A 23,989-nucleotide genomic window follows, 5' to 3' on the forward strand; every position below is an offset into this window, starting at 1 on the left:
GGTGAAATATAGAATTTCTCTAGCCGCTCGGCAATGGACAATTTATAATGTTTCAGATTAAAAAAACTAATCTAATTTTTGAGTGTACCTATGTCCAGAAGATTGCCACCATTAAACTCGCTGAAAGTGTTTGAAGCGGCAGCTCGCCAGCTGAGTTTTACTCGCGCTGCGGAAGAGCTATTTGTGACACAAGCCGCAGTCAGTCATCAAATCAAAGCGTTAGAGGAATTTTTAGGGTTAAAGCTATTTCGCCGTCGTAATCGTTCTCTGCTATTGACAGAAGAAGGGCAAAGTTACTTTCTCGACATTAAAGATATCTTCACCGCACTCTCTGAAGCCACCGATAAGGTACTAGAGCGCAGTGAGAAAGGGGCATTAACCATTAGTTTACCGCCGAGTTTTGCAATTCAGTGGCTCGTGCCGCGTCTGGCCGATTTTAACCAGCAAGAGCCGGATATTGATGTGCGTATCAAAGCGGTTGATATGGATGAAGGTTCGTTAACCGATGATGTGGATGTGGCGATTTATTATGGGCGAGGTAACTGGCCTGGTTTACGCGCGGATAAGTTGTATCAAGAGTTTTTGATCCCGCTTTGTTCTCCTTCACTGCTGTTAGGCCCTAAGCCTTTAGAAACACTGGACGATCTAACACGCCATACTCTGCTACACGATACTTCACGTAAAGATTGGAAACAGTTTGCCAAAGAGAACGATCTTGAAGGGGTGAATGTCAACCACGGCCCCATTTTTAGCCATTCGACCATGGTGCTACAAGCGGCGGCGCATGGGCAAGGTATCGCACTGGGGAATAACGTGTTAGCTCAGCCAGAGCTGGAAGCGGGTCGCTTGATTGCGCCTTTTGACGAAGTGCTGATGACTAAAAATGCTTTCTATGTGGTCTGTCACGAGAAGCAGGCCGATATGGGGCGCATCGCTACTTTCCGTGATTGGATGCTCAAAAAAGCCAGAAGGGAACAAGAGGTATTGCTAGATGAAGAGTAAGTTATTGCTCACTATCGCGGCTTTTATGGCGGGCGTTGGTGTCGCTCTAGGAGCTTTTGCGGCGCACGGCCTAAAAGCGTATTTAACCCCTTACTTGCTTTCGGTGTTTGAAACGGGAGTGCAGTACCAATCGATTCACGCTTTAGCCATATTAGCGTGTGGTATTTTGCTGCGCTGTCGTTTGGGATCGAAAGCACAAAAATATTTTTTCATTGCGGCAATTTGCTTTATCATCGGCGTCCTTTGTTTTAGCGGCAGTCTTTACGCTTTAGCACTCACGGGCATCAAGTGGTTTGGCCCGATCACGCCATTTGGTGGCGTGTTCTTTATGCTAGGGTGGGGAGTGTTTGGCTATGCAGCACTTAATATTCAAGAGGTGGACCAGTGAAACACGTAATGCTCTATTGTCGTGCAGGCTTTGAAAAAGAGTGTGCCGGAGAGATCCAAGATAAAGCGACGAAGCTAGAGGTTTTTGGTTTTCCTCGTTTGAAAAACAATACGGGTTACGTTTTGTTTGAGTGCTATCAGGCCGGTGATGCTGATAAGTTGGTTAAAGAGATCGATTTCCAATCGCTTATTTTTGCTCGTCAGATGTTTGCGGTAGCGGCGGAATTTAGCGATTTACCTAAAGATGATCGTATTTCGCCTATCTTATCTGAACTCGCCGAACTTGAGGATTTTCCGCGTTGTGGTGACATTCGCATTGAAACGCCAGATACCAATGAAGCGAAAGAGTTGCTCAAATTTTGTCGTAAGTTTACCGTGCCATTGCGTCAAGCGTTACGTGGCAAGGGGATTCTGTCTAACAAAGAGTCGGCGAAGAGACCTGTGCTACATGTCTGCTTTATTCAACCCGGACACTGCTTCGTTGGGTATTCGTACACCAACAATAACTCGCCTTTTTTCATGGGTATTCCTCGTTTGAAATTCCCAGCCGATGCGCCAAGTCGTTCCACTCTGAAGTTGGAAGAGGCTTTCCATGTGTTTATTCCTCGTGAAGAGTGGGACGAACGTTTGGCTCCGGGAATGTGGGCGGTAGACTTGGGTGCATGCCCGGGGGGCTGGACTTACCAACTGGTGAAGCGTTCGATGTTTGTTCATGCTATCGACAACGGTCTAATGGCTGAAAGTTTGATGGACACAGGACAAGTGAAACACCATGCCGAGGATGGTTTTAAATTTGAGCCGCCACGCAAGAACGTGACTTGGATTGTGTGTGACATGATTGAAAAGCCAGCTCGTGTTGCGCATTTAATGGGGCAGTGGATCCTCAAGGGTTGGGCGAAAGAAGCCATCTTTAACTTAAAGCTGCCAATGAAAGGGCGCTATGATGAAGTTTTACAAGATATTGAAAATCTGAAAGTTTTTCTGATTAAAAATGATGTAAAGTTCCGCATGCAGGCAAAGCATTTGTATCATGATCGTGAAGAGATCACAGTGCATGTCCAATGCTTGTCGAACATCTCTCCGCACTAATGCTCCAATAGGTTAATTTAACGCTCCTTTCTAGGAGCGTTTTGCTATTCTGGATGGGATACTTGCGCTGAAAAGCGAATGTCTTGCAAATTAAAACCGAGCTCTATATCGGTCTTTAGTGTGGCAATGTGTTTGCAGACTCGCGCCATATCGATCTGCTCATCAAATTTTTTACGGTATTTCTTGGCCAAATCAGCACTGGCGTAGGCCGCTTCTATGTCGGGAAATTGCGTTAATATCTCTTTTGCTGCTTTGGGACCAATGCCGGCAATGCCGGGAACTTGGCTTGAACTGATGCCCGTTAATCCCCAAAAATCGGTTAATTGGCTCGGCTTTACGCCAAATTCCTGTTCAATAAAGGGTTGATCTAACCAACGATGTTGAAAGTAGTCACGAATTTGTAAAGTGGGGGAGAGCAGTTGGCAGTAGCCTTTATCGGTTGAAATGATCGTTACTTTTTCACCGTGGCTTGCCACTTTCGTGGCTAAGGTGGCCACCAAATCATCGGCTTCATCACCTTCCGAGAGCAGTGAATCAATCCCTAATTCCCACCATGCTTGCTGAATGGCGTCTAGGCCAAGTTGCAGTGCTTCTGGCATCGGCTTCCGGTTCTGCTTATAAGTCGGTAGAAGTTGTGCTCTCCAGCCCCGGTCTTGTAAGTGATGATCAAACACGGCGATGATGTGGGTCGGTTGAGCTTCATTGATGATACGGTGCAAGGTGCGCGAGGTTGTCTCTATGGTTCTTGCCATATCGTTAGGATCGGGTTGCGCGGAGTGCACCCGACGGATCAAATTCAAAGCATCAATGATGACAAGGTGTAAAGACATAACGACCAAAAAATAAGGGCTTAATAAGCCCTTATTGTAATGATCTCACTTAATATTGCCACTCATCCCCGGCATAAGTTATTTTTGCCTTTAATGGTTATTGGTTATTGGTTGCAATTTTATAGCAAGGTTCATAAGCACTGCCACCCGGTAGCTTCATTCGGTGTTGTGCAACGAAGTCTTTTAGCAATAGATCCATTTTTTTCATCAATTGGGCATCGCCATCAATGATGAATGGGCCGTGACGTTCAATTTCTCGAATGCCTTCCGCTTTCACATTACCAGCGACAATGCCAGAGAAGGCGCGACGCAAGTTAGCAGCGAGTACTTCTGGTTTTTGGTTTAGGTGTAAATCCAAGTTGGCCATACTGTCGTGAGTCGGTTCAAAAGGCAGTTGGAACTCAGGCTCGATTTTGAGGGACCAGTTGAAACTATAAGCATCACCACTATCTTTACGATGCTGACGAACCAGCGGCATCGCTTGGCTCATGATACGCGCCGCTTTTTCTGGATCATCAATGACGATTTGATAATGCTGGCGTGCTTTTTCACCTAATGTTTCGGCAATGAATGTGTCGATTGAACGGAAGTAGGCTTCGCTCTCTTTTGGCCCAGTCAGTACAATTGGCATTGGTTGGCTTGCGTTATCTGGGTGCATCATGATACCCAAAATGTACAGCAGTTCTTCCGCTGTTCCTGCTCCACCGGGGAAAATAATGATGCCGTGCGCCATTCGCACAAAAGCTTCTAGGCGTTTTTCAATATCCGGCATAATCACCAATTCGTTCACAATCGGATTCGGTGGCTCGGCGGCAATGATCGATGGTTCGGTTAAGCCAAGATAGCGTTGTGCGGTATAGCGCTGTTTAGCGTGTCCAATGGCGGCCCCTTTCATTGGCCCCTCCATAGCGCCTGGTCCGCAACCTGTACAAATGTTCAGTTCACGCAAGCCCAGCTCATGGCCCACTTCCCGCGTATATTGGTACTCAGTAGGGTTGATAGAGTGTCCACCCCAACAAACCACTAAGTTAGGTTCAAGACCGGGAACCAAGGCACCGGCATTACGCAAAATACCAAACACTAAGTTGGTGATGTGAATGGCATTGGTGAGATTTAGGCGCTGATTATCCGCCAGATGCATGTTGACATAAACGATATCGCGCAGGACCGAAAACAGATGTTCTTGAATTCCTTTAATGATCTGCCCATCAACAAAGGCATGTTCTGGTGGATTCGTCAGCTCTAGCTTGATACCGCGTTCACGGCGCATGACAGTGACATCAAAAGATTTATATTTTTCAAGAAGTTCTTTTGAGTTATCCGTATGGCTACCAGAGTTAAGTACCGCCAAAGTGCAGTTGCGATACAGTTGATATAGATCGCTCGACGCGGTCTTTTTTAGACGCTCAACTTCAAGTTGAGAAAGCAGATCCATGCTGCCTGTAGGGCTGATATGAGTAATCATACTGGCCTCCTTAGTTGAGAAGTAAGGAAAATGTCCACGCTACGACTAAAGTTGGTTTTTATATATACCCGCTTAGTATGGAGTATAGGTCATGGTTCGTTTAGTGACGGATGTGCGATAGGACGATATAACTGATTGAAATTACAGTATCAATCTAGTTCTTTTCTCGATTGTTAGGAAATGTTTATGCAAGCAGAGTGTGATGTTAAGCACGCTTTAGTTTGGTTTTGTTCAAATAGCGACCAATTAAGGCCGCGATTTGAATGGGTTTCTTTTGTCTACATCCGATCTGGACTTGTGTTTATTTCCAAACCACTTGGTTAGGGCCGAAACTCTTGGCTTCTAGTAACGAGCGGCGTAAACGTTCAAGTACTTCCTCTGGCGTATCGGAGTCTTTAAAACAGGTACTCGCGGCTGAAAGTGTAATCGTAATACTCTTGTCTCTGAACTTGAAAGGGAGCCTCGATACATGACGTTGAATGTTTTTTACCACCTTGAAACAGTGATTATCTTCTTGATCGGGAAGTAAAATAATAAATTCTTCACCAGAGAAACGTGCCACGGTATCCGTATCGGATGCTTCTTTGGATATGGTGCGGGCAATAATTTTAAGGGCTTTATCACCTGCCGTATAGCCAAAGCTATCGTTGATAGTTTTGAACTTATCAATATCAAAGATTACGATTCGGAAAGTGTGTTGAGCTCTTATCCAGCGCCGATATTCCAGCTCAAGGTGGTCATTAAAGGCCGTGCGATTATAGACTTTTGTCAGTGGATCAAGCAGCAAGCGCTGAGACTGATCTTCCAATCGACGGCGATAATCTTGGGTGAGCTCAAACAGAGCTTCCATTTGATTTTTGCCATAATTTAAGCGTTCAATCAGTACCTGCTCGCGTTGCTCTGCATGACTTAAGCGTTCAGAAAGTGACGCCATTTCGCATAATATAGGTGAAACGGAGAGCTTAAGATCGTCAATCGCCACAGAATCTTTGATTAGAGTTTGGCTTTGGGTAATCAAAGCGGCGAGTTCAGCATTCATCTCTTGGCGATGTTCAAAGTAACTCTGGCTTTGGTCTGCGTTGTGAGTGCTACTTTTAATGTGTTTTGTGAGTGATGAGTTGACCTGTTCTAAAAACTTCTCAGATGTTTTGCGCTCACTGTTGGTGCCATCAATCACCAGTTTTAGAATCTCTAACGTCAACTCTAAGAGCGTTGATGTCGATACGCCAATCAACAGCTTGGCACGAATATCTACCAGTAGTTCCCCTGATTCACCTTCAAAATCCAATTCAGTGATCAGGTGTTGCAGTTCATCGGATAGCTTGGTCAATAGCTCTCTATCCGCGACATGCAGCTCGCTGATGGCCGTGTTCGGGTTCGCTGTTATTATTTTGATTGCACGTTCATAAATCCCAAGCAGTTGAATCGCTTGTTCGGCTTTAGGCTGAGCTTCTGAAAAACTGAGCAGATCACGCAAATCACGCTTAAGTTTGGCGGGTAGGCCAGCAACGCGAAGTAATGTTTCTCCACAATGTTTGATTTGAGAGTCCAAATGAGAGTTTTCTTTTTCCATAACCAAAGTTTGTTGCTTCAACATGCGCTCCAATACGGCTAAGCGAGGTATGAGCGTGCTTACATCTTTTTGTTGCTCTAGAGCTTCACGAAGATCCGATAAATTAATATTTAGCTGATGATCATTACCCTGACATGCCAAGCTTAATGATGCGACGATCCGTTTTAGGACAGTATGTTCTCGTTTAAATTTGAACGAAGTGTCCCTGTGTGTCAAACGAACCTGTTCCAACTGAGTTTTCAGCTGCTGTAACTGTGTTTGAATATCCTGTTCGAGAGCGCCCATGTACAACTAAACTAAACTGCGAGGATCGTTAGGATCCTATTAATTGATTTATCGATAATAACAAATTAATTGCCCACGTCACTGCTTTAACACATTGAATGCCGAGTAATTACCCATCTTTTAGGAGTTTTTTGATGCTCTCCTCATTCTTATAAGAAGAATGCACTTTTATCAACCCTTGATTGATGGCGTGCTTGCATGATTTGCGAATATTGTTGGAGGCAAAACTAGCGGCTGGAGCGTTATCGATCGCTTTTAAGTAGACCCAATGGCTTGCTCCTTCTCTCATGCTTAGCTCACGAGCCGTGTTGGTTGCCATCAGCAGAATATCGAGCAGCTCTTTATCATTAATCGCCATATAAGCTCTTGGCAAAAAGGGGTAGTCGGCGATGCCCATCCGTATTGTACGGTTTAAGCGACGTTCAGGTTGAAATTCATCTATCCATTGCTGAATTTGATCGAATGCGATTTCAGGCGGTGTATTGCGATCGGCATTCGGTTCGATATAGAGCAGATTGGAATCTGAAAAGTGATAAATCCGATTTGGTTCTTTGATTTTCGATTTTAAAAACTGACCAAATTGATGCTCCAATTCTAAGCCAGCTGAATAGCCATGTTCTAAGTACATGTTGCGCAGAAAGGGAATATCAATCATCACAAAGCGGAGGCGATCACTCAGTGGCTCGTGGATGAGTTCACCAATATACCACGGCTCAAAATGACGGCTGCTTTTTTGCATCGCTGAAGGAAGCTTAGCATTGAGCATGCGCAAGTTACGCAAGCGAGAGCGAGAATGGGTAAAGAGCGTGCTGTTGAGTTCATCGATTTCTTCATTTTGCAACTGGATAAGGTAGCCTCTACGCAGTAGCAGTAAAAATAAAATAATGGAGATAATAAACAGAATAAAGGCGATCTTTTTGAACTTATTATACTCTTCTTGAGTTTTGAGCAGCGCTTTTTCTTGCCCGACCAGATGTAAGGTTTGTTCTACAAACTCTTTTTGTTGACGAAAAGCATCTTCACTGATCTGATTGAGTTTTTCTTGGCGTATTTGCGATAGTGCATTGCTGCGTTTTATGTTCTCTAAGGCCTGTGCGTACTGACCGTTTTGCTCATAACCCAAGGCCAGTAACCGATAGGCATGCTCTTCAATCTCTTCATCTTGCATTGTTTTAGCAACGCTTAAGGCGTGCTGAGCGTTGCTGATGACCACATCGGCTTGTTTTTGGTGAAAGGCTAATCCTGAATGCAGTAAGTAAGCCTGTGCCTTTAAACGAGGATAATCTTTCAGCTCAAGCAAGTCTTCGGCGCGAGTGAGATATTGGTCAGTTAATGGGTAGTTATAGAGATTGAGGTAGGTCGCCGCCAAACTAATACGCACTTCAATGACTTTTTCCAGATCATTGCGGCTCGTTTCGTGATCGATCACGTTGAAGTAGTGAACGAGCGCTAGATTGTATTTACCTTGCTGGTAATAGACATCGCCCATACGTTGCAATACATCAGCCAAGGCTGGCGACTTGTTATAGCCGTCATAAAAATCGGCGGCTTGAGACAAATGCTCTAAAGCCTTATCGAGCACTTTTCTTTCAAAAAAAAGCTGAGCCAGTAAGGTATTGGTTTTAGCGAGTAGGGCGCTTGAGTTGTTTTCAATCGCGCCCCAGTAGGCAACTAGCAACTCAGATAAAGCACGATTGTAAAAGCCATGAGTGAGAAAATGTTGACCAATAACAATCTGATATTCAATCACGGTTTTCGGTGAGGAGATCGAATCAATGTAAGGCTTTAGGTCAGCAAAAAGCTTATTGGCCAGTTCGATATCATTGGTTTTTGAGGCAATTTCTGCTTTGAGCAGGGTAATTTTATAATCGAGACCTTTTGCCACTTGATCCGCATTTTTGATGGCATCATATTGAATGCTGATCGCGCGTAGCGCCTGCCGAGCGGCGCTTGCATCATTATTATTGAGCCAAATTAGGCGAGTTTTGAGTATTTGTACATCCGTGGCTAAATAAGGCAATTGATAGTGTTGCGTGAGCTCTTCAGCAAGTTTTAACGCGGCCAGTGCGGCATCCATATTGTGCAACTGGAACTCTGCTTTGGCTAAAATCTTTAACGCATCAACGCTGCTGCCCGGTGTTCGAATCCGACTGTCGCTTTCATCGCGCGCCATCACTGATGATGATTTTTCTGATTTTTCGGCCAACTTGCGCTGAGTCAGATACTCAGTGGCTAGGGTTTTGGCTTGATTCGGTGAGATATCAATCAACCCATTGGCTTCATTTAACATTGGCGACGAGTAGATAGTGGCTTGTGAAGCCAATGAAAACAGAGCCAGAGTTAAACTGAGCAAAAGTGTCCAGCGCACGTTGATCATCCTAATGCTAATCCTTATTGACGGGCCATACGTTGGTTATGTGTTGGCCGTTCTTGTTCGGTTGAGCGAAATGGGTTGATATCCAAACCGCCGCGGCGAGTGTATCGAGCGTATACTGTTAACTGTGTCGGTTGGCAGTATTGCATAATGTCGGTGAAGATGCGCTCTACACACTGTTCGTGGAACTCATTATGTTCACGAAATGAGACGAGATAGCGTAGCAGTGCTTCTCGATCAATTTGTTGACCTTGATAATGAATTTCGACGCTGCCCCAGTCGGGCTGATTGGTGATTAAACAGTTCGATTTCAGTAAATGGCTGTGCAACGTTTCGTTGACTTGCTCATTACGCGCGGCGCTTTTCAGTAAGCTGGCATCAAATTGGTAACTTTCAATCTCAATATCTTGTCCATCAATGCATTCACCTTGCATAGTCACAATTGCTTGGCCAGTGTAATCGCTCACCGGGTTGAGAGTGACACTGACTTGCGCGCCAGCACAGGCCGATAAATCGTTGGTTAAGCGCTGCGTTACTTCATCCCAACTGGCTATTTTGCTTTGGTTATAGCTATTGAGGTAGAGCTTAAAGGATTTAGATTCAATCAAACTAGCACTTGTCGCAGGGATAGAAACCTCGCCAACTGCCACTTGTGGTAACCCTTTTTCATTGAGCCAAGAGAGCTCGTACAAAGTCCAAATGTCACAGCCTTTAAACGGTAAGCTATCCCCCAAATGCAGATCATCACGGTTTAAGCTACGAGGGACAGGTTGCAGTAAGCTTGGATCGTACTGTTTGGCGTAGTCGGTTTTTTTGCCAAGGGTTAACCCTGCCAGCACTTTGGCATCGGAATATTTGCTCATACTTTCACGTCAATTCGATTAGAATAAGCAGAATTTTACGCAATCCTAGGGTTGCTGTCATCACACAAGGCAGCGACTCATCAATTTTGGAGCACTTCATGGCACAAACTGCCGAGCAAGCCTTACTTTCATTTACTCAACGTTATCTTGACGCTTACCAAACAAAGCATGGCGAGTCTCCTCGTAATGATGAGTTGGCTGAGTTGGATTCCCCTTGCGCAGTGATGAACGACCAAGACAGTGTGCTGTGGAAGCCCGTCGTCAGATCGGTTACAGCTGATTTTTCTAACGTAGAAGCAGCGATTGAATTGACTCTACATTCTGATATTAAAGCCTTTTATGGCGTACAGTTTTGTGCGGACATGCCAGCTAAATGGCAAGGCAACGAGCTCGCTCTATTGCAAGTGTGGAGTGAGGATGATTTTGTTCGTTTGCAGGAAAATATCCTCGGTCATTTGGTGACTCAGCGCCGACTAAAACTCAAACCAACCGTGTTTATTGGTGCAACCGATGCGGAGATGGATGTAATTTCGATCTGTAACCTTTCTGGACATGTGATTTTAGAACGTTTAGGTACCGATAAACGCGACGTGCTGGCCGAAAGTGTGGCCGAGTTTTTCGCTAATTTAGAACCTGTGGTGTAACGATGTACGTGGTTGAATTGCAGTTTGAGTGTTTTGATAACACGACTATCTCGGCGGTAGATAAAGCGATTAATGGCCTAATGGATGCTTTACGCTATAACGGTCAAGTGCTTGGGCGTGAATTCCCCATCGTGATGGGAGAGGGCGAGTTCTTTGTGCGGGTGGTTTGCCCAGAGCAAGAAAGCTTACACCCTAAGTATCATTCTGATTTTGTTAGGGTGTGCCTGAATCGCTTGACGGAGGCTAGTTTGCTGGCTCCGAAAGCCCGTTTGTTGGGGCGCGATCTTAATTCCGAGCAAGCCGCTGATGATGTTTTGCCTAGCTGGCAGATACTTTACACCACTTATGTACACACTTGTTCTCCGCTGCGCAGTGGTGACACATTGCTGCCGATCCCTTTATATCGTAATTCTGCGACCTTAAATGGCGATCATAAAGCAGTGATCAAATGGCAAACGGAGTGGCAGGCGTGTGATGAACTTCAGATGGCGGGTGGTTGCCGAGCAGAACACGCTGCACTGCACGAGATTTGCGATGTGGACAGTGTGCTGTTTATTAGAGGATGGGATTTACGAGGACGAATTGAGTTTTTGACCCATATCCCTACTTATTACTACCAGTATCGAGTTGGCGGCCAGAGCCTAGCGGACGAACAAGCCAGAAAATGCCCGAAATGTGGGGGAGAGTGGCTACTCAATGAACCGCTACACGACATTTTCCATTTTAAGTGCGACCCGTGCCGTATTGTGTCCAATATGTCTTGGGATCATATTAAGTAAGCAGGTGCGTGTTGTTGATACGAAAAAGCCGATACATCGCGTATCGGCTTTTCTATTTTTATAGGCTTTTTGCAGAGGTAATAGGTTTATTAATTACCAGCCTTTTACTGCACCACCGTCAAAAATTTTCGAAGCGGCTTGGTACACTTCTTCTGTTTGGTAGGCTTTAACAAAGTTAGTCACGTTTTCAGCATTCAGATTTTCTGCACGAGAAACAATGATATTGACATAAGGTGACTCTTTATCTTCAACGAACACACCATCTTTTTCAGGCGTTAGATTGATTGAGCTGGCGTAGGTCGTGTTAATGATCGAGAGCGTTACGTCGTCAAGTGAACGAGGCAGTTGCGCGGCATCTAACTCAACAATAGTGATGTTTTTTGGGTTGGCGACCACATCACGTACCGTTGCCAGTAGGCCTGCTCCGTCACGTAGAGTAATAAGGCCTTGCTGTTCTAGCAGCAGTAAAGAGCGACCAAGGTTGGTTGGATCGTTAGGTACCGCAATACGAGAGCCATCTTGAATCTCATCAACCGATTTCACTTGTTTTGAATAGCCAGCAATCGGGTAAACAAAGGTGTTACCAGCAATCGCTAATTTGTAACCGCGGTCAGCGATCTGTTGATCAAGGTATGGTTTGTGTTGGAATGCATTGATATCAATCGAACCATCATCTAGTGCCGCATTAGGGGTAACATAGTCGGTAAATGTCACGAGTTCTACATCTAGGTTGTATTTTTCTTTTGCAATTTTTGCTGCAACTTCAGCAACTTGTGCTTCAGCACCGGCAATGACACCCACTTTGATTTTATTGTTGTCGACCGCTTTTTCACCACAGCCTGCCAGCACGAGTGCTGAAGCGCTAACGGCGAGGGTAAGTAGAGCTTTAAGGCTAAATTTCATGATTAACTCCTTGTTATAAAACGAATCTGTGTTTTAACTTTATTGTGATTTAACGGTGGTCGACACGGCGGACAAACTTATCGCCAATCGATTGAATAATTTGTACTAAGACAATCAACATCACTACGGTGACCGTCATGATGCCTAAGTCGTAGCGATGAAAGCCGTAACGAATAGCGACATCGCCCAAGCCACCGCCGCCAACGGTTCCGGCCATGGCAGAGTAACTTACTAGAGTGACCATAGTGATGGTGACTGAGTTGACAATCGTTGGTAGCGCTTCAGGAAGCAACACTTTACGAATAATTTGGATCGGCGTAGCCCCCATTGACTGCGCAGCTTCGACCAAACCAGTGGGCACTTCCAGCAATGCACTTTCAATTAAACGAGCGACAAATGGAATTGCGCCAATCGTCAGCGGAACAATAGCCGCTGTGGTACCAATAAACGTACCGACAAGCAGTTTTGTCACCGGAATAATGGCCACCATAAGCACCAAAAATGGCACAGAGCGACCAATGTTGACGATGGCACCAAGAATGCGGTTCAACTGAGTGTTTTCGAGAAGGCCGCCTTTTTTGGTAGTATGTAAAATAACCCCTAGTGGAATACCAACCACGAAACCGACGATGCCTGCGACAGCGACCATGTAGAGTGTTTGCCAGGTTGCCATCAGTAGAAGATCGCCATTCAAGTTTAACCAAGCGGTGATGGTGTTAAAGGACATAACCAAGTACCTCTACTTTTACGTTGTTTTCGCGAAGAAATTCAAGAGCGGCCGTATCGTCCGACTCATTACCAAACAGTTCAGCGACCATCATGCCGAATTTAACGCCACCAGCGTAATCAAGGTCAGAACTTAATATACTGACATCAATATTAAATTTACGGGCAATTTGTGTCATCAAGGGAGCATCAACCGTTGCGCCTGTAAACTCTAATCGCACCAGCGGGTAGCTACCTTTTACGCGAGTGGCTTGCAGGCGAGCTTGGTAATCTTCCGGAATTGATAAATCGAGCGTTGAGCGAATAAATTGATGAGCCAAGGCGGTTTTAGGGTGAGCAAAAATCTCGCCAACTGTGCCTTTTTCAACCAGTTCACCGTCGCCAATAATGGCCACTTCGTGGCAAATACTTTTTACCACATCCATTTCGTGAGTAATTAGCAAAATGGTGATATTGAGTGTGCGGTTGATCTCTTTCAATAGCTCTAAAATCGATTGAGTTGTCGCAGGATCAAGCGCACTGGTGGCTTCGTCACACAACAATACTTTGGGATCAGAGGCGAGTGCTCGCGCTATTGCAACACGTTGCTTTTGACCACCACTCAGATTTGCAGGATAAGTTTCGCGCTTATCCGTCAGGCCGACCAGTTGCAACAGCTCTGACACTTTCTTTTCAATGCTATTTTTTTCGACACCAGCCAGCTCAAGTGGCAGAGCAACGTTGTCAAATACCGTACGTGATGAAAGCAAATTGAAGTGTTGAAAGATCATGCCAATGTTGCGACGAGCTTGGCTGAGTTCTGATTTGCTCAGTTGAGTTAAATCAACGCCATCAACCACAACCGAACCTGTTGTTGGAGCTTCTAGCATGTTGACACAGCGAATCAGCGTACTTTTCCCTGCACCTGACGAGCCAATTACACCAAAAATAGTGCCTTGCTTAATGTGAAGATTAATCTCTTTCAAGGCATGAATTTCCTTATTGCCTTGATAGAAAACTTTATTTACTTGATTAATTTGAATCATCGGAAAACCTGTGCAGGGATAACAGAATAAAATGTTGAACTCTCTCTCACTTGTTGGACGATGCTATGGCTTAACTTGATTTAAGTCAATAGATATTTTTACGTCTAGACGTCTAAACGCTTTGGTGAATTAGGTAGTGATGAAAAAAATAAAGCGTGTAATAATCATCATATCTGGCGTGATATGAGAGAGTTATTTTGGCTAAACCTGCAGTGTTTTTAGATCGCGATGGCGTGATCAACGTTGATCATGGCTATGTTCATGATGAACATGATTTTGAGTTTATTGATGGTGTATTTGAAGCCACTAAGAAGTTTCAAGACATGGGGTATTTGCTGGTTTTGGTGACCAACCAATCAGGTATCGCTCGTGGGAAATTTAGTGAAGAGCGCTTTTTATCTTTAACGCAATGGATGGACTGGAATTTTGCCGATCACGGTGTCGAGTTTGATGGTATTTATTACTGCCCGCACCATGCAGAGCACGGTGAAGGTAAGTATAAAGAAGAGTGTGATTGCCGCAAACCCAAGCCTGGTATGTTTATCTCCGCACGGGACTTTCTTGATATCGATATGGAAAAATCCGTGATGATAGGCGATAAAGCTGAAGATATGATGGCTGCACAAGCTGCAGGTGTTGGTACTCGTGTGTTAGTGCGTACCGGTAAACCCGTTACTGAGCAGGGTGAATTACTCGCCACCGTGGTACTTGATAGTATTCGCGATGTCCCTGCTTTTCTTGCACCGTAAAAATTCCCCCCTTTGTGGAAGGCAATATGAATAAATCATTTCTTTTTATTGGATTCAGTGTTGCTTTTTTAGCAGCATGCTCACCACATTACGCGAACGATTCGCGCGTTGAAAGTGAGAACCTGTTCCAGCATTATCAATGCCGTTCTGGTGAGCATTTTGATGTTGCGTATATTGAGCAACAGTCAGCCGTTCTCCGTATTGCCGATCGCGAATATACATTGATACAAATTCCAGCCGCCTCTGGCGCAAAGTATGTGATCGACGATAGCGAGCAAACTCAGCCTCAAACCGTGCTTTTACATACGAAAGGCGATGAGGCTTTGCTCGAAGTGGGAGCAACGATTTATCAAGGCTGTACCACTCAATAATTCATTTAAGATAAGCGCATGTTATCTTCCATTTTTATTTACGCTATAGGTTCGCATGAGCAGAAAACTGACTATCTTGGATATTGCAAAACTGTCTGGTGTTGGTAAATCGACGGTTTCTCGTGTATTGACGAACGACCCAAAAGTGAAGCCTGAAACACGAGCAAAAGTGGAACGCGTTATCCAAGATTCTGGGTATGTGCCACTGAAATCGGCTCAGTTAATGCGTGGTGGCAGTGAGAAAGTGATTGGCGTAATTATCTCACGCCTTGAGTCACCGTCTGAAAACCGCGCCGTGGGGCGAATGCTACAGGTGTTGTATCAAAATGGGTACGATGTGGTGATTATGGAAAGCCAGTTTGATCGCACTAAAACGAACGAGCACCTTGAGGTTTTACATAAGCGTAATGTGGATGGTGTGATTGTATTTGGTTTTACCGATCTCGATATCACACAACTCAACCTATGGGCATCGCGAGCGGTTGTGATTGCGATGGATGCCGATAAAGTCTCATCGATTAACTATGACAATTATGGTGTTATTCAAGGTGCGCTTGCTCATTTGACTTCGAAAAATCGAGTTCATATTTCCTACATTGGGGTCGATCCTAGCGATAAAACGACAGGTAAATTACGTTTAGATTCGTACTTAGATTGGTGCAAACAAAGTGGATGCACTCCCAATTATCGCACTGGACGTTTGCATCATGAAAGTGCCTACCAACTGGTTGATGAAGTGCTGAATGATCAGACTCAAGCTATCGTGTGCGCCAGTGACACTCTGGCACTTGGCGTGATTAAACGTCTCCAAGAATTGGGCCGAGATGATATCGCCGTCACTGGTGTGGGTGGTAATGAGCTGCTCTCTTTTCTTTTTCCTAATATTTACAGTATTGATCCTGGCTATGCTCAAGCGGGAGAAAAAGCAGCTAATCTATTGATTTTACAGCTTAATAATGAAATGAACCCTGCACACATCACTCAACAACCGCTAACAAGCTAACTCCTTATTTCTTAAAGTGAATTACAATTAGTCTGTGATCTTATTCAATTAATGGGATTGTTCCCATTTTTACCTTTTATTATTTATGTCAATATTGCACTTGTAGGTGGGAATGTTCCCATTAAAAAGAAAAACAGACAGTATTCCAATATAGGGTGGGCAAAAGTATGGCCAAGATAGCGAAGCAAGACGTGATACGTCTTATCGAGCTGGTAGGTGGTAAAGAGAACATCGCCAGTGTGAGTCACTGTTTGACTCGTTTACGCTTTGTTTTAAATGATACCGACAAGGCGGATAAAAAAGGGCTAGAACAGCTGAGCATGGTTAAAGGGTGTTTTACCAATGCTGGGCAGTTTCAAGTTGTGATTGGTACTGAGGTGGACGAAGTTTACGCCATCTTAATCGGGCTTTCAGGCAAAGAAGCCGTTTCTAAAGATGAAGCGAAGAAAGCCGCTCGCCAAAACATGAACTTTTTAGAACGTGGCATTTCGCATCTTGCGGAAATCTTTGTTCCTTTGCTGCCAGCGATCATCACCGGCGGTTTAATCCTCGGTTTTCGTAATGTCATTGGCGACATTCGCATGTTCGATGGCAAAACCTTGGTTGAAATTAGCCAATTTTGGGCCACGGTTCATTCTTTCTTATGGTTAATTGGCGAGGCTATTTTCTTCTTCCTACCGGTTGGTGTTTGTTGGTCAACGGTGAAAAAGTTGGGTGGAACACCGATACTAGGTATTACTTTGGGTGTGACTCTGGTTTCGCCTCAATTAATGAATGCTTATCTGATCGGTAAGCAGATGCCCGAAGTGTGGGATTTTGGCTTGTTTGTGATAGAGAAAGTCGGCTATCAAGCTCAGGTTATTCCTGCAATGTTGGCGGGTGTTGCTCTGGCGTTTATTGAGACAAACTTAAAGCGCATCATCCCTTCTTATCTTTACCTCGTTGTTGTGCCGTTTATCTCTATCATATTGTCCGTTATTTTGGCCCACGCTTTAATTGGTCCATTTGGTCGCGTATTGGGCGATGGCGTCGCGTTTGCGGCTAAAGCTGCAATGACTGGCGATTTTGCGGTTATCGGTTCAATGGTGTTCGGTTTCTTGTATGCGCCACTGGTCATTACCGGGATTCACCACACCACTAACGCGGTGGATCTGCAATTGATGCAAGAAATGGGTGGTACGCCAATTTGGCCACTGATTGCACTGTCAAATATTGCTCAAGCGTCTGCGGTCGTCGGTATCATCTTTATCAGTAAAAAACACGGTGAGCGAGACATCTCTGTTCCTGCGGCTATTTCGGCTTATTTGGGTGTGACAGAGCCAGCGATGTATGGTGTCAACTTAAAGTACAAGTTCCCAATGCTAAGCGCCATGATTGGTAGTGCTGCTGCAGCCGCAATTTGTGGTAGTGCAGGGGTGATGGCAAATGGCATCGGTGTGGGTGGTTTACCAGGTATTCTTTCGATTCAACCACAATACTGGGGTATTTACGGCATCGCGATGCTGGTGGCGATGGCCGTCCCAATTCTGCTTACTCTGTTTTTATACAAACGAGCTCAAGCTAAAGGCGAGCTAGAGCCAGCAAGTGCATAACCTTTCATTCGAGTGGTGAGTTTTCACCACTCATTTTCATTTTGGTAAGTGAGTTGTCAATATGGTTATAACCAAGAGTGATAGTCAGTGGTGGAAAACTGCGACCATCTATCAGATTTATCCCAAAAGTTTTTGCGATAGCGGCAATAAAGGAACGGGAGATATCAAAGGGATCATCTCTAAACTGGATTACTTGCACCGCTTGGGAATTGATGCCATTTGGCTGACACCCATTTATTCATCTCCGATGGTTGATAACGGTTATGACATTTCGGATTATTACAGTGTCAATCCTCAATTCGGTAGCATGCAAGATTTTGATGAACTGCTGGCTCAAGCTCATCAAAGAGGTATCCGCATTATTATGGATATTGTGGTTAACCATACCTCAACCGAGCACGCTTGGTTTCAGTCGGCGTTGGGTGATAAATCAAGCCCGTATCGTGACTATTATATTTGGCAAGACCCGATTAATGGTCAGGCTCCAAATAATTGGCAGTCAAAGTTTGGTGGTAGTGCATGGGCGTTAGATGACGCAACAGGGCAATATTATCTGCACCTATTTGCCAAAGAGCAGGCGGATCTAAATTGGGAAAATCCTCAAGTTCGTGAGGAAGTGAAGCAAGTGATTCGTTTTTGGGCCGAAAAAGGGGTGGATGGTTTTCGTCTTGATGTGATCAATTTAATCTCAAAAGCGCAGGATTTCAGTGATGATCACCAAGGTGATGGACGCCGTTTTTATACCGATGGCCCGCGCGTGCATGAATTTTTACAAGAGATCAGCCAAGCTGTTTTTCAACAATACGGCAGCGTCACTGTGGGGGAAATGTCTTCAACAACGCTTGAACATTGCCAACAATATTCACGCTTGGACGGCAAAGAGCTGTCGATGGTGTTTAACTTCCACCATTTAAAAGTGGATTATCCGAACGGTGAAAAATGGACGAAAGCGCCATTTGATTTCTTGCAATTGAAGCAGATTTTCAACCATTGGCAAACGGGTTTAAATGGTAAAGGGTGGGGAGCACTTTTTTGGTGTAACCATGATCAACCTCGTATCGTGAGCCGTTTAGGGGATGATCAACGTTATCGCGTTGAGTCGGCAAAAATGTTGGCCGCATCGATTCATATGATGCAAGGCACGCCTTATGTTTATCAAGGTGAAGAAATTGGCATGACCAATCCCGGCTACACCGCTATTGAACAGTACCGAGATGTGGAAAGTACTAACATTTACGACATCATGGTGAACCAGCAAGGGGTAAGTCATGAAGCCATGATGGCCATTCTTGCACAAAAATCCCGTGACAATTCTCGCACGCCAATGCAATGGAATGCAGAGCGCTTTGCTGGTTTTAGCCAAGGTCAGCCTTGGCTAGACATTGCAGAAAACTATCAAGAATTGAATGCGCAACGGGCGTTAGCTGATGAGCAATCGGTGTTCTATTTCTATCGAGAGTTGATAGCGCTGCGCAAAAAAATCGGTGTAATTACTGATGGTGATTACACCGATTTACTCCCCGATCATAAAGAGATTTTTGCCTACCAGCGACGCAACGCGAAACAGGTGCTGATCTGTATCAATAACTATTATGGCGTTGACACCGAATGCGTGCTGCCAAAAGAGTTACCGATTGAGAAAGCAAAATACCTGTTAGGCAACTATACAGATATAAAACTACTCAAAGTTTTGGAACATCAAGTGCTTCGTCCGTATGAAACACGCGTAATTTTGTTCGATTTAGTATCCTGATTGAGTCCTACCCCTATAGATTCAGTCATTTTTCAGCCCCGAATTTTCGGGGCTTTTTTATCGACTCTGTTTATGAGTCAAGGCCCAATGGTACTTTCTTCGTACTCTTATTGATTCAACGCAGTAGGTTCGGCTGTTGATGATTTGTTTAATGTTTTAACAGCACCACAACTTTGTTGCTTGGTCACAATTAGTCACACAAAGATGAAACACAATCCGCTATAGTTTGCGTTCTTAGCAAACGGATGTGAAACACAATGAACAGTACTCTCTCCCCCTCTTATCGAGTGGTTCTCGTTGAAGATGATTTAGAACTCTCGGAACTGATCAAAGACTTTCTCAACCACTATGAGTTTTGTGTCTCAACGGTTGCGGATGGGATTCAAGCCGTTGATCGGATTTTGGATGAGCAACCTGATTTAGTCATTCTGGATATTATGCTACCAGGGCAAAGTGGTATGGATGTCTGCCGCGCTGTCCGAGATCAATACCACGGTATGATCTTAATGCAAACGGCGTTGGACGATGATATTGATCAGGTGATGGGGTTGGAACTGGGTGCCGATGACTATGTTGTTAAGCAGGTTAAGCCCCGTTTGCTACTGTCACGTATTCGAGCTTTACTTCGGAGGCAAGCAAGAGGAAGTCAAAGTGACAAATATGAATTGTGCATAGGTAGCTTGTGGATGAATTTACAGCATCGAGCGGTATTACTTGAGCAGCAGCCCATAAAACTCACGACCAGCGAGTTTGAGCTTTTGTATCTACTCGCCCAGCATGTCGGCACCATTGTCACGAGAGATGATATCGCTCAGCATGTGCGTGGTTTTGAATATGATGGTTTAGATCGCTCAATTGATCGTCGTATATCACGCTTGCGGCGTGCGCTCGGAGATGATCCTAATGAACCTAAATTGATAAAAACGGTTCGAGGTAAAGGATATCAGCTCTGCGCTGTATCGGAAGGGAAGTGGTCATGATTCGATCTTTTTGGGTACTCTGGGTAGCTGTGTTTCTGCCGATCTTATTACTCAGTATTCCCACGCAATTTAATCCGATCCCATATCTTAGCCGCAGTATCTCTGAAGAGTTTTATAAGCCTGTCTATCAGAGTAACTTTACGTTTCTATCTGAAAAATTACGTCAAGCGCCTCAAGCTGAGTGGACAACGATTATTGACGGCTATGCTAAGCATTTCAGTTACCCACTTAGATTAGAGGCATTAGACAGTTACCACGCCTCCCTAGAAGTTTATCAAGCGTTGCAAAAAGGCGAGATCATTTTTCAAGATGGTGATCCTATGGCACTTTTGCAAAGAGTGTTGAACAGTGACAAAGTGCTCTATTTCGCGATCAATGAACCGAGAGAACTCGCTGCGCTTAACCAGTCCAGAGGTACATTATACCTCGCGGTAGAAGATCTCCGTAGCCAACCTCGTACTCAATGGCAAACCAGTATTGCTGAGCAAAATAGCCGAATACCTTTAGAGTTGAGTCTATTGCAAGAGCAAGATTTGTCACCCATCGAGCGAAGTAAATTGTTGGCTGATGAAGAGCAGATGACCAGTTATATCAATCAACAAGGCAGCATGATCTTATTGGCTGCGGTGGATGAGAATACGTGGTTACGCGTCGAGGACAATATTTCCTACCAAACCCAATTAAAGCTCACTACGGCTATCGGCGGTTTTTTTTTTTTAGCCATTTCTGTGGCCTTAGTTATGTGGATTTATCCTTTATGGCGAGATCTGAAACGTCTGGTAAAAACGGCGAATGAATTTGGTCAAGGAGTATTATCTCGTAGAGCGACGACATCTCGACTTTCCGTGGTCTCTCAGCTCAGTCATTCTTTTAATAATATGGCAAATAACATCGAAAAGCTGATTGCCAGCCAAAGAACCTTAACCAACGCCGTGGCGCATGATTTACGAACACCGCTCTACCGTTTACGCTTTGCATTTGAAATGCTTGAGGATGAAGACATTGCCTTAAGCCAGAAAGAAAAATACCGCCAAGTGATTCACTCCAGTATTGAAGATCTCGATCATTTGATTAACCAGACACTTGTTTTGTCGCGCTATAACCGTATCACAGATATTCGCCATTTTTCTTATTGCCACTTTGCCGACAATTTGGTTGCAGAAGCGGAGCATTTCCAGCTTGAAAACCCGCAACTCACATTGCGTGTCAGCGTGTTGGATTCGTTGCGACAGCAAACGATATTTGTCGATAATCGAGCTTTATTGCGGGCCGTTAAAAACTTGCTGAGTAATGCCGCGCGATTTGCGCAGCAAGAGATCCATCTCTCGTTGAACGAATCTAATGGGCAACTTTTTTTGGTGGTCGAAGACGATGGCCCCGGTATTGCGCCAGATGATATTGAACGTATTTTTGAGCCCTTTACTCAAGTGAATAATCAAGAGCGTAATAGTGAAAAAGGCCATGGTCTTGGGCTGGCGATTGTCAAACAGATCACTCGTTGGCATCAAGGTAAGGTTAGAGTAAAAGTAAATGGTTCAGCATTAGGGGGCGCATGTTTTGAACTGCAATGGCCAAAGCAGATTTCGCTACCTAATGTGACCAAACTGGATACAAATGGTCAATAAACTGCTGACGATTTATTTGTATTGAGAATGCTACCTTGAATGGGTCGGTGAATCAGACCGCTCACAAGGAGTAAGCATGAATACCAAATTATTAGCGCTGTTTTTAAGCGGCGTATTTTTCTCATCCACCAGTGCCACTAAACCGATGGAATGGATCTCAGCCTTCAGCGATGGGGTCCGCTTAAATGACCAGCTCAGCCAAACCAATACGCAATCGAATGTGATGATGGATTACTCGCAACAAGATGCTGCATTGTATTTGGACGGTAGTGAAGTCGCCTTTCTTTCCATCAGTACCAGTTACCTCTTCTAATGCTTAACCACAGGAAAATATTATGTTTAAGTTAAACCAGTTGTTCGTGATCCTGAGTGTGCTCGCACTTATCGTGGGATGTAAAGCCGATGATTTGAAAGATGCGGATAAGCTGACTAAGCCTACGGTTAATGCTGGTGCTGATCAGATGCTAATACTGCCAGTAAATAGTATTACGTTGAGCGGAACGGCGAAATCTGAGTTATCAATATATGAAATTAAAACGAAGTCTTGGCGTCAAGTTTCTGGGCCTCAATCGCTTACCTTGATCAATGCAGATTCTCTGAAAGCAACGGCGTTTTATCCTACGATTGCTGGCACGTATGTTTTTGAATTATCAGTCAAAGACAGTGGTGGAAGAAGCAACAGTGACCAAATGCAGGTGATCATTCAGGCGGCCGCGCAAAGCATGCAGCGAGCCTATATGCAGCAGGTTGATGTCGTTGCTTGGCAGTATGCTGATAGGAACCAAGGCATGCTGAGCTTTAGTGATTTAGATTCGGTTTCTTTAACCGAATTGGACACTCAATTAGAGCATGCGCTGACCTCACTCAATAGCGCTGCTGAGTTTGAGCTACATTTTGCCGCCAATGCTGGGGGAAATATACAAACGGCTTTGTTGTTATTAAATGCCCTTTCTGCTCAAGGAGTTCCGATTTGTTTAAGTGAAAGTTCATCTTGCCACTCTTTGGAACAAGGGTTTTTATTGCAGACTGAACTGCCAGAGAGTATCAATTGCAGTGATGCACAAAGCTGTGTTACCGCTCTACTTCAGTATATTGAGGGTTAACTAGACTACTTAGTGACGTCAGTTTATAGAGCTATGATGTAAAGAAACGAAAAAGCCAGCTCGAAAGCTGGCTTTTTATCGTTCTCGATCGAGAAAATATGGTGGAGGGGGACGGATTCGAACCATCGAAGGCGGAGCCGGCAGATTTACAGTCTGCTCCCTTTGGCCACTCGGGAACCCCTCCGGGTATTTCCCTATTCTAAAAATAGGCTTGAATGATGTTTTCCCAACGTATCAGTCAAGGTTTCTCTTACGAGAGAATATGGTGGAGGGGGACGGATTCGAACCATCGAAGGCGGAGCCGGCAGATTTACAGTCTGCTCCCTTTGGCCACTCGGGAACCCCTCCGGGTATTTTCCTATTCTAAAAATAGGCTTGAATGATGTTTTCCCAACGTATCAATCAAGGTTTCTCTTGCGAGAGAATATGGTGGAGGGGGACGGATTCGAACCATCGAAGGCGGAGCCGGCAGATTTACAGTCTGCTCCCTTTGGCCACTCGGGAACCCCTCCAGAGGGTTTTCATACAATGTGATTTATAGTGTTTATAACGACACTATTGGCTCACAGTATGCTTAAACAACGTTTTCCCAACGCATTGCTCAAGTGCGGAGCGCATGATAGCAAACTCGCTCTCTCTGTAAAGCCTTTTTCTTATGATTTTGAATTGAATGCTGCCTTTTTGGGCAAAGGGGGGAGGAATGGATAGTTTTGCTCTATTTATACCCTTCCCAGTTGAAGCTCCAGCGGTGTTGGCTACGTTCGCTCACCCCAATCACATAGTTTATCTATGCTCATGGGGATGAATTTACTTGCCGCCTACCTGCAACTTCAGGTTGTTTGGGTATAGCCTGTGTGTGACGCCTAAA

At 44.7% G+C, this 23,989-nt stretch carries 22 protein-coding genes and 3 tRNA genes; 14 read left to right on the plus strand and 11 right to left on the minus strand.

The window, feature by feature from the left end; genetic code table 11:
- Nucleotides 1-90: 90 nt before the first annotated feature.
- Genes AACQ21_RS05490 through rlmM form a run of 3 tightly spaced genes read left to right on the plus strand, consistent with a single transcriptional unit; the run spans nt 91 to nt 2,478 of the window.
- Entirely contained in the window at nt 91-1,002 is a 912-nt protein-coding gene (locus AACQ21_RS05490; RefSeq protein ID WP_026027676.1) for a transcriptional regulator GcvA, read from the plus strand.
- Nucleotides 992-1,390 (plus strand): DUF423 domain-containing protein, encoded by a 399-nt coding sequence (locus AACQ21_RS05495; protein ID WP_013857395.1) that lies wholly within the window; start codon nt 992-994, stop codon nt 1,388-1,390. The genes AACQ21_RS05490 and AACQ21_RS05495 overlap by 11 nt, the downstream gene beginning before the upstream one ends.
- On the plus strand, nt 1,387-2,478 hold the full coding sequence (gene rlmM, locus AACQ21_RS05500; protein ID WP_105976408.1) for a 23S rRNA (cytidine(2498)-2'-O)-methyltransferase RlmM: 1,092 nt from the start codon (nt 1,387-1,389) through the stop codon (nt 2,476-2,478). Before AACQ21_RS05495 ends, rlmM begins: the two co-directional genes overlap by 4 nt.
- A gap of 44 nt (nt 2,479-2,522) precedes the next feature.
- Here rlmM and xni read toward each other — a convergent pair whose 3' ends face one another.
- The 5 genes from xni to queF all read right to left on the minus strand — a co-directional run bounded on the left by xni (nt 2,523) and on the right by queF (nt 9,868).
- The gene (xni, locus tag AACQ21_RS05505) at nt 2,523-3,308 is read right to left on the minus strand and encodes a flap endonuclease Xni (protein ID WP_026028115.1); all 786 of its coding nucleotides are present in this window, start codon (nt 3,306-3,308) and stop codon (nt 2,523-2,525) included.
- A 97-nt stretch (nt 3,309-3,405) separates the two neighbouring features.
- Entirely contained in the window at nt 3,406-4,773 is a 1,368-nt protein-coding gene (ppnN, locus tag AACQ21_RS05510; RefSeq protein WP_088721014.1) for a nucleotide 5'-monophosphate nucleosidase PpnN, read from the minus strand.
- Between the two features lie 301 nt (nt 4,774-5,074).
- A complete protein-coding gene (locus AACQ21_RS05515; RefSeq protein ID WP_105976409.1) occupies nt 5,075-6,631 on the minus strand; it encodes a GGDEF domain-containing protein in 1,557 nt (518 codons plus the stop codon).
- Between the two features lie 109 nt (nt 6,632-6,740).
- A complete protein-coding gene (locus AACQ21_RS05520; RefSeq protein ID WP_105976410.1) occupies nt 6,741-9,008 on the minus strand; it encodes a tetratricopeptide repeat protein in 2,268 nt (755 codons plus the stop codon).
- A 14-nt stretch (nt 9,009-9,022) separates the two neighbouring features.
- A complete protein-coding gene (gene queF / locus AACQ21_RS05525) occupies nt 9,023-9,868 on the minus strand; it encodes an NADPH-dependent 7-cyano-7-deazaguanine reductase QueF (RefSeq protein ID WP_105976411.1) in 846 nt (281 codons plus the stop codon).
- Between the two features lie 98 nt (nt 9,869-9,966).
- Between queF and syd the strand changes: the two genes are divergently transcribed.
- Together syd and AACQ21_RS05535 are read left to right on the plus strand one after the other, a co-directional pair.
- Nucleotides 9,967-10,512 (plus strand): SecY-interacting protein, encoded by a 546-nt coding sequence (gene syd / locus AACQ21_RS05530; protein ID WP_026027678.1) that lies wholly within the window; start codon nt 9,967-9,969, stop codon nt 10,510-10,512.
- A 2-nt stretch (nt 10,513-10,514) separates the two neighbouring features.
- Nucleotides 10,515-11,291, plus strand: a complete 777-nt coding sequence (locus tag AACQ21_RS05535) for a Zn-ribbon-containing protein (protein ID WP_105976412.1) — start codon at nt 10,515-10,517, stop codon at nt 11,289-11,291.
- Between the two features lie 93 nt (nt 11,292-11,384).
- Here the strand turns inward: AACQ21_RS05535 and AACQ21_RS05540 are convergent, their stop codons facing one another.
- Genes AACQ21_RS05540 through metN form a run of 3 tightly spaced genes read right to left on the minus strand, consistent with a single transcriptional unit; the run spans nt 11,385 to nt 13,945 of the window.
- On the minus strand, nt 11,385-12,194 hold the full coding sequence (locus AACQ21_RS05540) for a MetQ/NlpA family lipoprotein (RefSeq protein WP_013857385.1): 810 nt from the start codon (nt 12,192-12,194) through the stop codon (nt 11,385-11,387).
- 49 nt (nt 12,195-12,243) lie between these two features.
- Nucleotides 12,244-12,921: a methionine ABC transporter permease gene (locus AACQ21_RS05545; protein ID WP_017044205.1), complete on the minus strand. Its 678-nt coding sequence runs from the start codon at nt 12,919-12,921 to the stop codon at nt 12,244-12,246.
- Nucleotides 12,911-13,945 (minus strand): methionine ABC transporter ATP-binding protein MetN, encoded by a 1,035-nt coding sequence (gene metN / locus AACQ21_RS05550; RefSeq protein ID WP_013857383.1) that lies wholly within the window; start codon nt 13,943-13,945, stop codon nt 12,911-12,913. The genes AACQ21_RS05545 and metN overlap by 11 nt, the downstream gene beginning before the upstream one ends.
- 197 nt (nt 13,946-14,142) lie before the next feature.
- Between metN and gmhB the strand changes: the two genes are divergently transcribed.
- From gmhB to AACQ21_RS05595, 9 genes are all read left to right on the plus strand, one after another.
- A complete protein-coding gene (gene gmhB, locus AACQ21_RS05555; RefSeq protein ID WP_013857382.1) occupies nt 14,143-14,694 on the plus strand; it encodes a D-glycero-beta-D-manno-heptose 1,7-bisphosphate 7-phosphatase in 552 nt (183 codons plus the stop codon).
- Nucleotides 14,695-14,720: 26 nt separating this feature from the next.
- Nucleotides 14,721-15,065 carry an MliC family protein gene (locus tag AACQ21_RS05560; RefSeq protein ID WP_105976413.1) on the plus strand — a complete coding sequence of 115 codons (345 nt, stop codon included), beginning with the start codon at nt 14,721-14,723 and terminating at the stop codon, nt 15,063-15,065.
- Between the two features lie 55 nt (nt 15,066-15,120).
- Nucleotides 15,121-16,068, plus strand: a complete 948-nt coding sequence (treR, locus tag AACQ21_RS05565; RefSeq protein ID WP_013857380.1) for a trehalose operon repressor TreR — start codon at nt 15,121-15,123, stop codon at nt 16,066-16,068.
- A 167-nt stretch (nt 16,069-16,235) separates the two neighbouring features.
- Nucleotides 16,236-17,660 (plus strand): PTS trehalose transporter subunit IIBC, encoded by a 1,425-nt coding sequence (treB, locus tag AACQ21_RS05570; protein ID WP_064624695.1) that lies wholly within the window; start codon nt 16,236-16,238, stop codon nt 17,658-17,660.
- A 61-nt stretch (nt 17,661-17,721) separates the two neighbouring features.
- Nucleotides 17,722-19,413, plus strand: a complete 1,692-nt coding sequence (gene treC, locus AACQ21_RS05575; RefSeq protein WP_105976414.1) for an alpha,alpha-phosphotrehalase — start codon at nt 17,722-17,724, stop codon at nt 19,411-19,413.
- A 257-nt stretch (nt 19,414-19,670) separates the two neighbouring features.
- Nucleotides 19,671-20,393 (plus strand): winged helix-turn-helix domain-containing protein, encoded by a 723-nt coding sequence (locus AACQ21_RS05580; RefSeq protein ID WP_017044211.1) that lies wholly within the window; start codon nt 19,671-19,673, stop codon nt 20,391-20,393.
- Nucleotides 20,384-22,018 carry an ATP-binding protein gene (locus AACQ21_RS05585; protein ID WP_105976415.1) on the plus strand — a complete coding sequence of 545 codons (1,635 nt, stop codon included), beginning with the start codon at nt 20,384-20,386 and terminating at the stop codon, nt 22,016-22,018. The genes AACQ21_RS05580 and AACQ21_RS05585 overlap by 10 nt, the downstream gene beginning before the upstream one ends.
- A gap of 76 nt (nt 22,019-22,094) precedes the next feature.
- Nucleotides 22,095-22,331 (plus strand): hypothetical protein, encoded by a 237-nt coding sequence (locus AACQ21_RS05590; RefSeq protein WP_094125026.1) that lies wholly within the window; start codon nt 22,095-22,097, stop codon nt 22,329-22,331.
- 22 nt (nt 22,332-22,353) lie between these two features.
- A complete protein-coding gene (locus AACQ21_RS05595) occupies nt 22,354-23,121 on the plus strand; it encodes a PKD domain-containing protein (RefSeq protein WP_105976416.1) in 768 nt (255 codons plus the stop codon).
- A gap of 99 nt (nt 23,122-23,220) precedes the next feature.
- On the opposite strand, the gene AACQ21_RS05600 is transcribed toward AACQ21_RS05595, so the two are convergent.
- From AACQ21_RS05600 to AACQ21_RS05610, 3 genes are all read right to left on the minus strand, one after another.
- Nucleotides 23,221-23,305: transfer RNA gene (locus AACQ21_RS05600), tRNA-Tyr, on the minus strand.
- Nucleotides 23,306-23,384: 79 nt separating this feature from the next.
- Nucleotides 23,385-23,469: transfer RNA gene (locus tag AACQ21_RS05605), tRNA-Tyr, on the minus strand.
- Between the two features lie 79 nt (nt 23,470-23,548).
- Nucleotides 23,549-23,633: transfer RNA gene (locus AACQ21_RS05610), tRNA-Tyr, on the minus strand.
- Nucleotides 23,634-23,989: the final 356 nt, after the last annotated feature.

Source organism: Vibrio sp. V01_P9A10T6 (assembly GCF_963877065.1).
GTDB classification, from domain to species: Bacteria; Pseudomonadota; Gammaproteobacteria; order Enterobacterales; family Vibrionaceae; genus Vibrio; species Vibrio anguillarum.

Coding starts and splice junctions, on each gene's coding strand:
- treC (WP_105976414.1), top strand. CDS start 17,722: ATGGTTATAACCAAGAGTGATAGTCAGTGGTGGAAAACTGCGACCATC.
- metN (WP_013857383.1), bottom strand. CDS start 13,945: ATGATTCAAATTAATCAAGTAAATAAAGTTTTCTATCAAGGCAATAAG.
- AACQ21_RS05535 (WP_105976412.1), top strand. CDS start 10,515: ATGTACGTGGTTGAATTGCAGTTTGAGTGTTTTGATAACACGACTATC.
- AACQ21_RS05590 (WP_094125026.1), top strand. CDS start 22,095: ATGAATACCAAATTATTAGCGCTGTTTTTAAGCGGCGTATTTTTCTCA.
- AACQ21_RS05595 (WP_105976416.1), top strand. CDS start 22,354: ATGTTTAAGTTAAACCAGTTGTTCGTGATCCTGAGTGTGCTCGCACTT.
- xni (WP_026028115.1), bottom strand. CDS start 3,308: ATGTCTTTACACCTTGTCATCATTGATGCTTTGAATTTGATCCGTCGG.
- AACQ21_RS05560 (WP_105976413.1), top strand. CDS start 14,721: ATGAATAAATCATTTCTTTTTATTGGATTCAGTGTTGCTTTTTTAGCA.
- AACQ21_RS05515 (WP_105976409.1), bottom strand. CDS start 6,631: ATGGGCGCTCTCGAACAGGATATTCAAACACAGTTACAGCAGCTGAAA.
- AACQ21_RS05545 (WP_017044205.1), bottom strand. CDS start 12,921: ATGTCCTTTAACACCATCACCGCTTGGTTAAACTTGAATGGCGATCTT.
- AACQ21_RS05580 (WP_017044211.1), top strand. CDS start 19,671: ATGAACAGTACTCTCTCCCCCTCTTATCGAGTGGTTCTCGTTGAAGAT.
- ppnN (WP_088721014.1), bottom strand. CDS start 4,773: ATGATTACTCATATCAGCCCTACAGGCAGCATGGATCTGCTTTCTCAA.
- treB (WP_064624695.1), top strand. CDS start 16,236: ATGGCCAAGATAGCGAAGCAAGACGTGATACGTCTTATCGAGCTGGTA.
- queF (WP_105976411.1), bottom strand. CDS start 9,868: ATGAGCAAATATTCCGATGCCAAAGTGCTGGCAGGGTTAACCCTTGGC.
- AACQ21_RS05490 (WP_026027676.1), top strand. CDS start 91: ATGTCCAGAAGATTGCCACCATTAAACTCGCTGAAAGTGTTTGAAGCG.
- treR (WP_013857380.1), top strand. CDS start 15,121: ATGAGCAGAAAACTGACTATCTTGGATATTGCAAAACTGTCTGGTGTT.
- AACQ21_RS05540 (WP_013857385.1), bottom strand. CDS start 12,194: ATGAAATTTAGCCTTAAAGCTCTACTTACCCTCGCCGTTAGCGCTTCA.
- syd (WP_026027678.1), top strand. CDS start 9,967: ATGGCACAAACTGCCGAGCAAGCCTTACTTTCATTTACTCAACGTTAT.
- AACQ21_RS05520 (WP_105976410.1), bottom strand. CDS start 9,008: ATGATCAACGTGCGCTGGACACTTTTGCTCAGTTTAACTCTGGCTCTG.
- AACQ21_RS05495 (WP_013857395.1), top strand. CDS start 992: ATGAAGAGTAAGTTATTGCTCACTATCGCGGCTTTTATGGCGGGCGTT.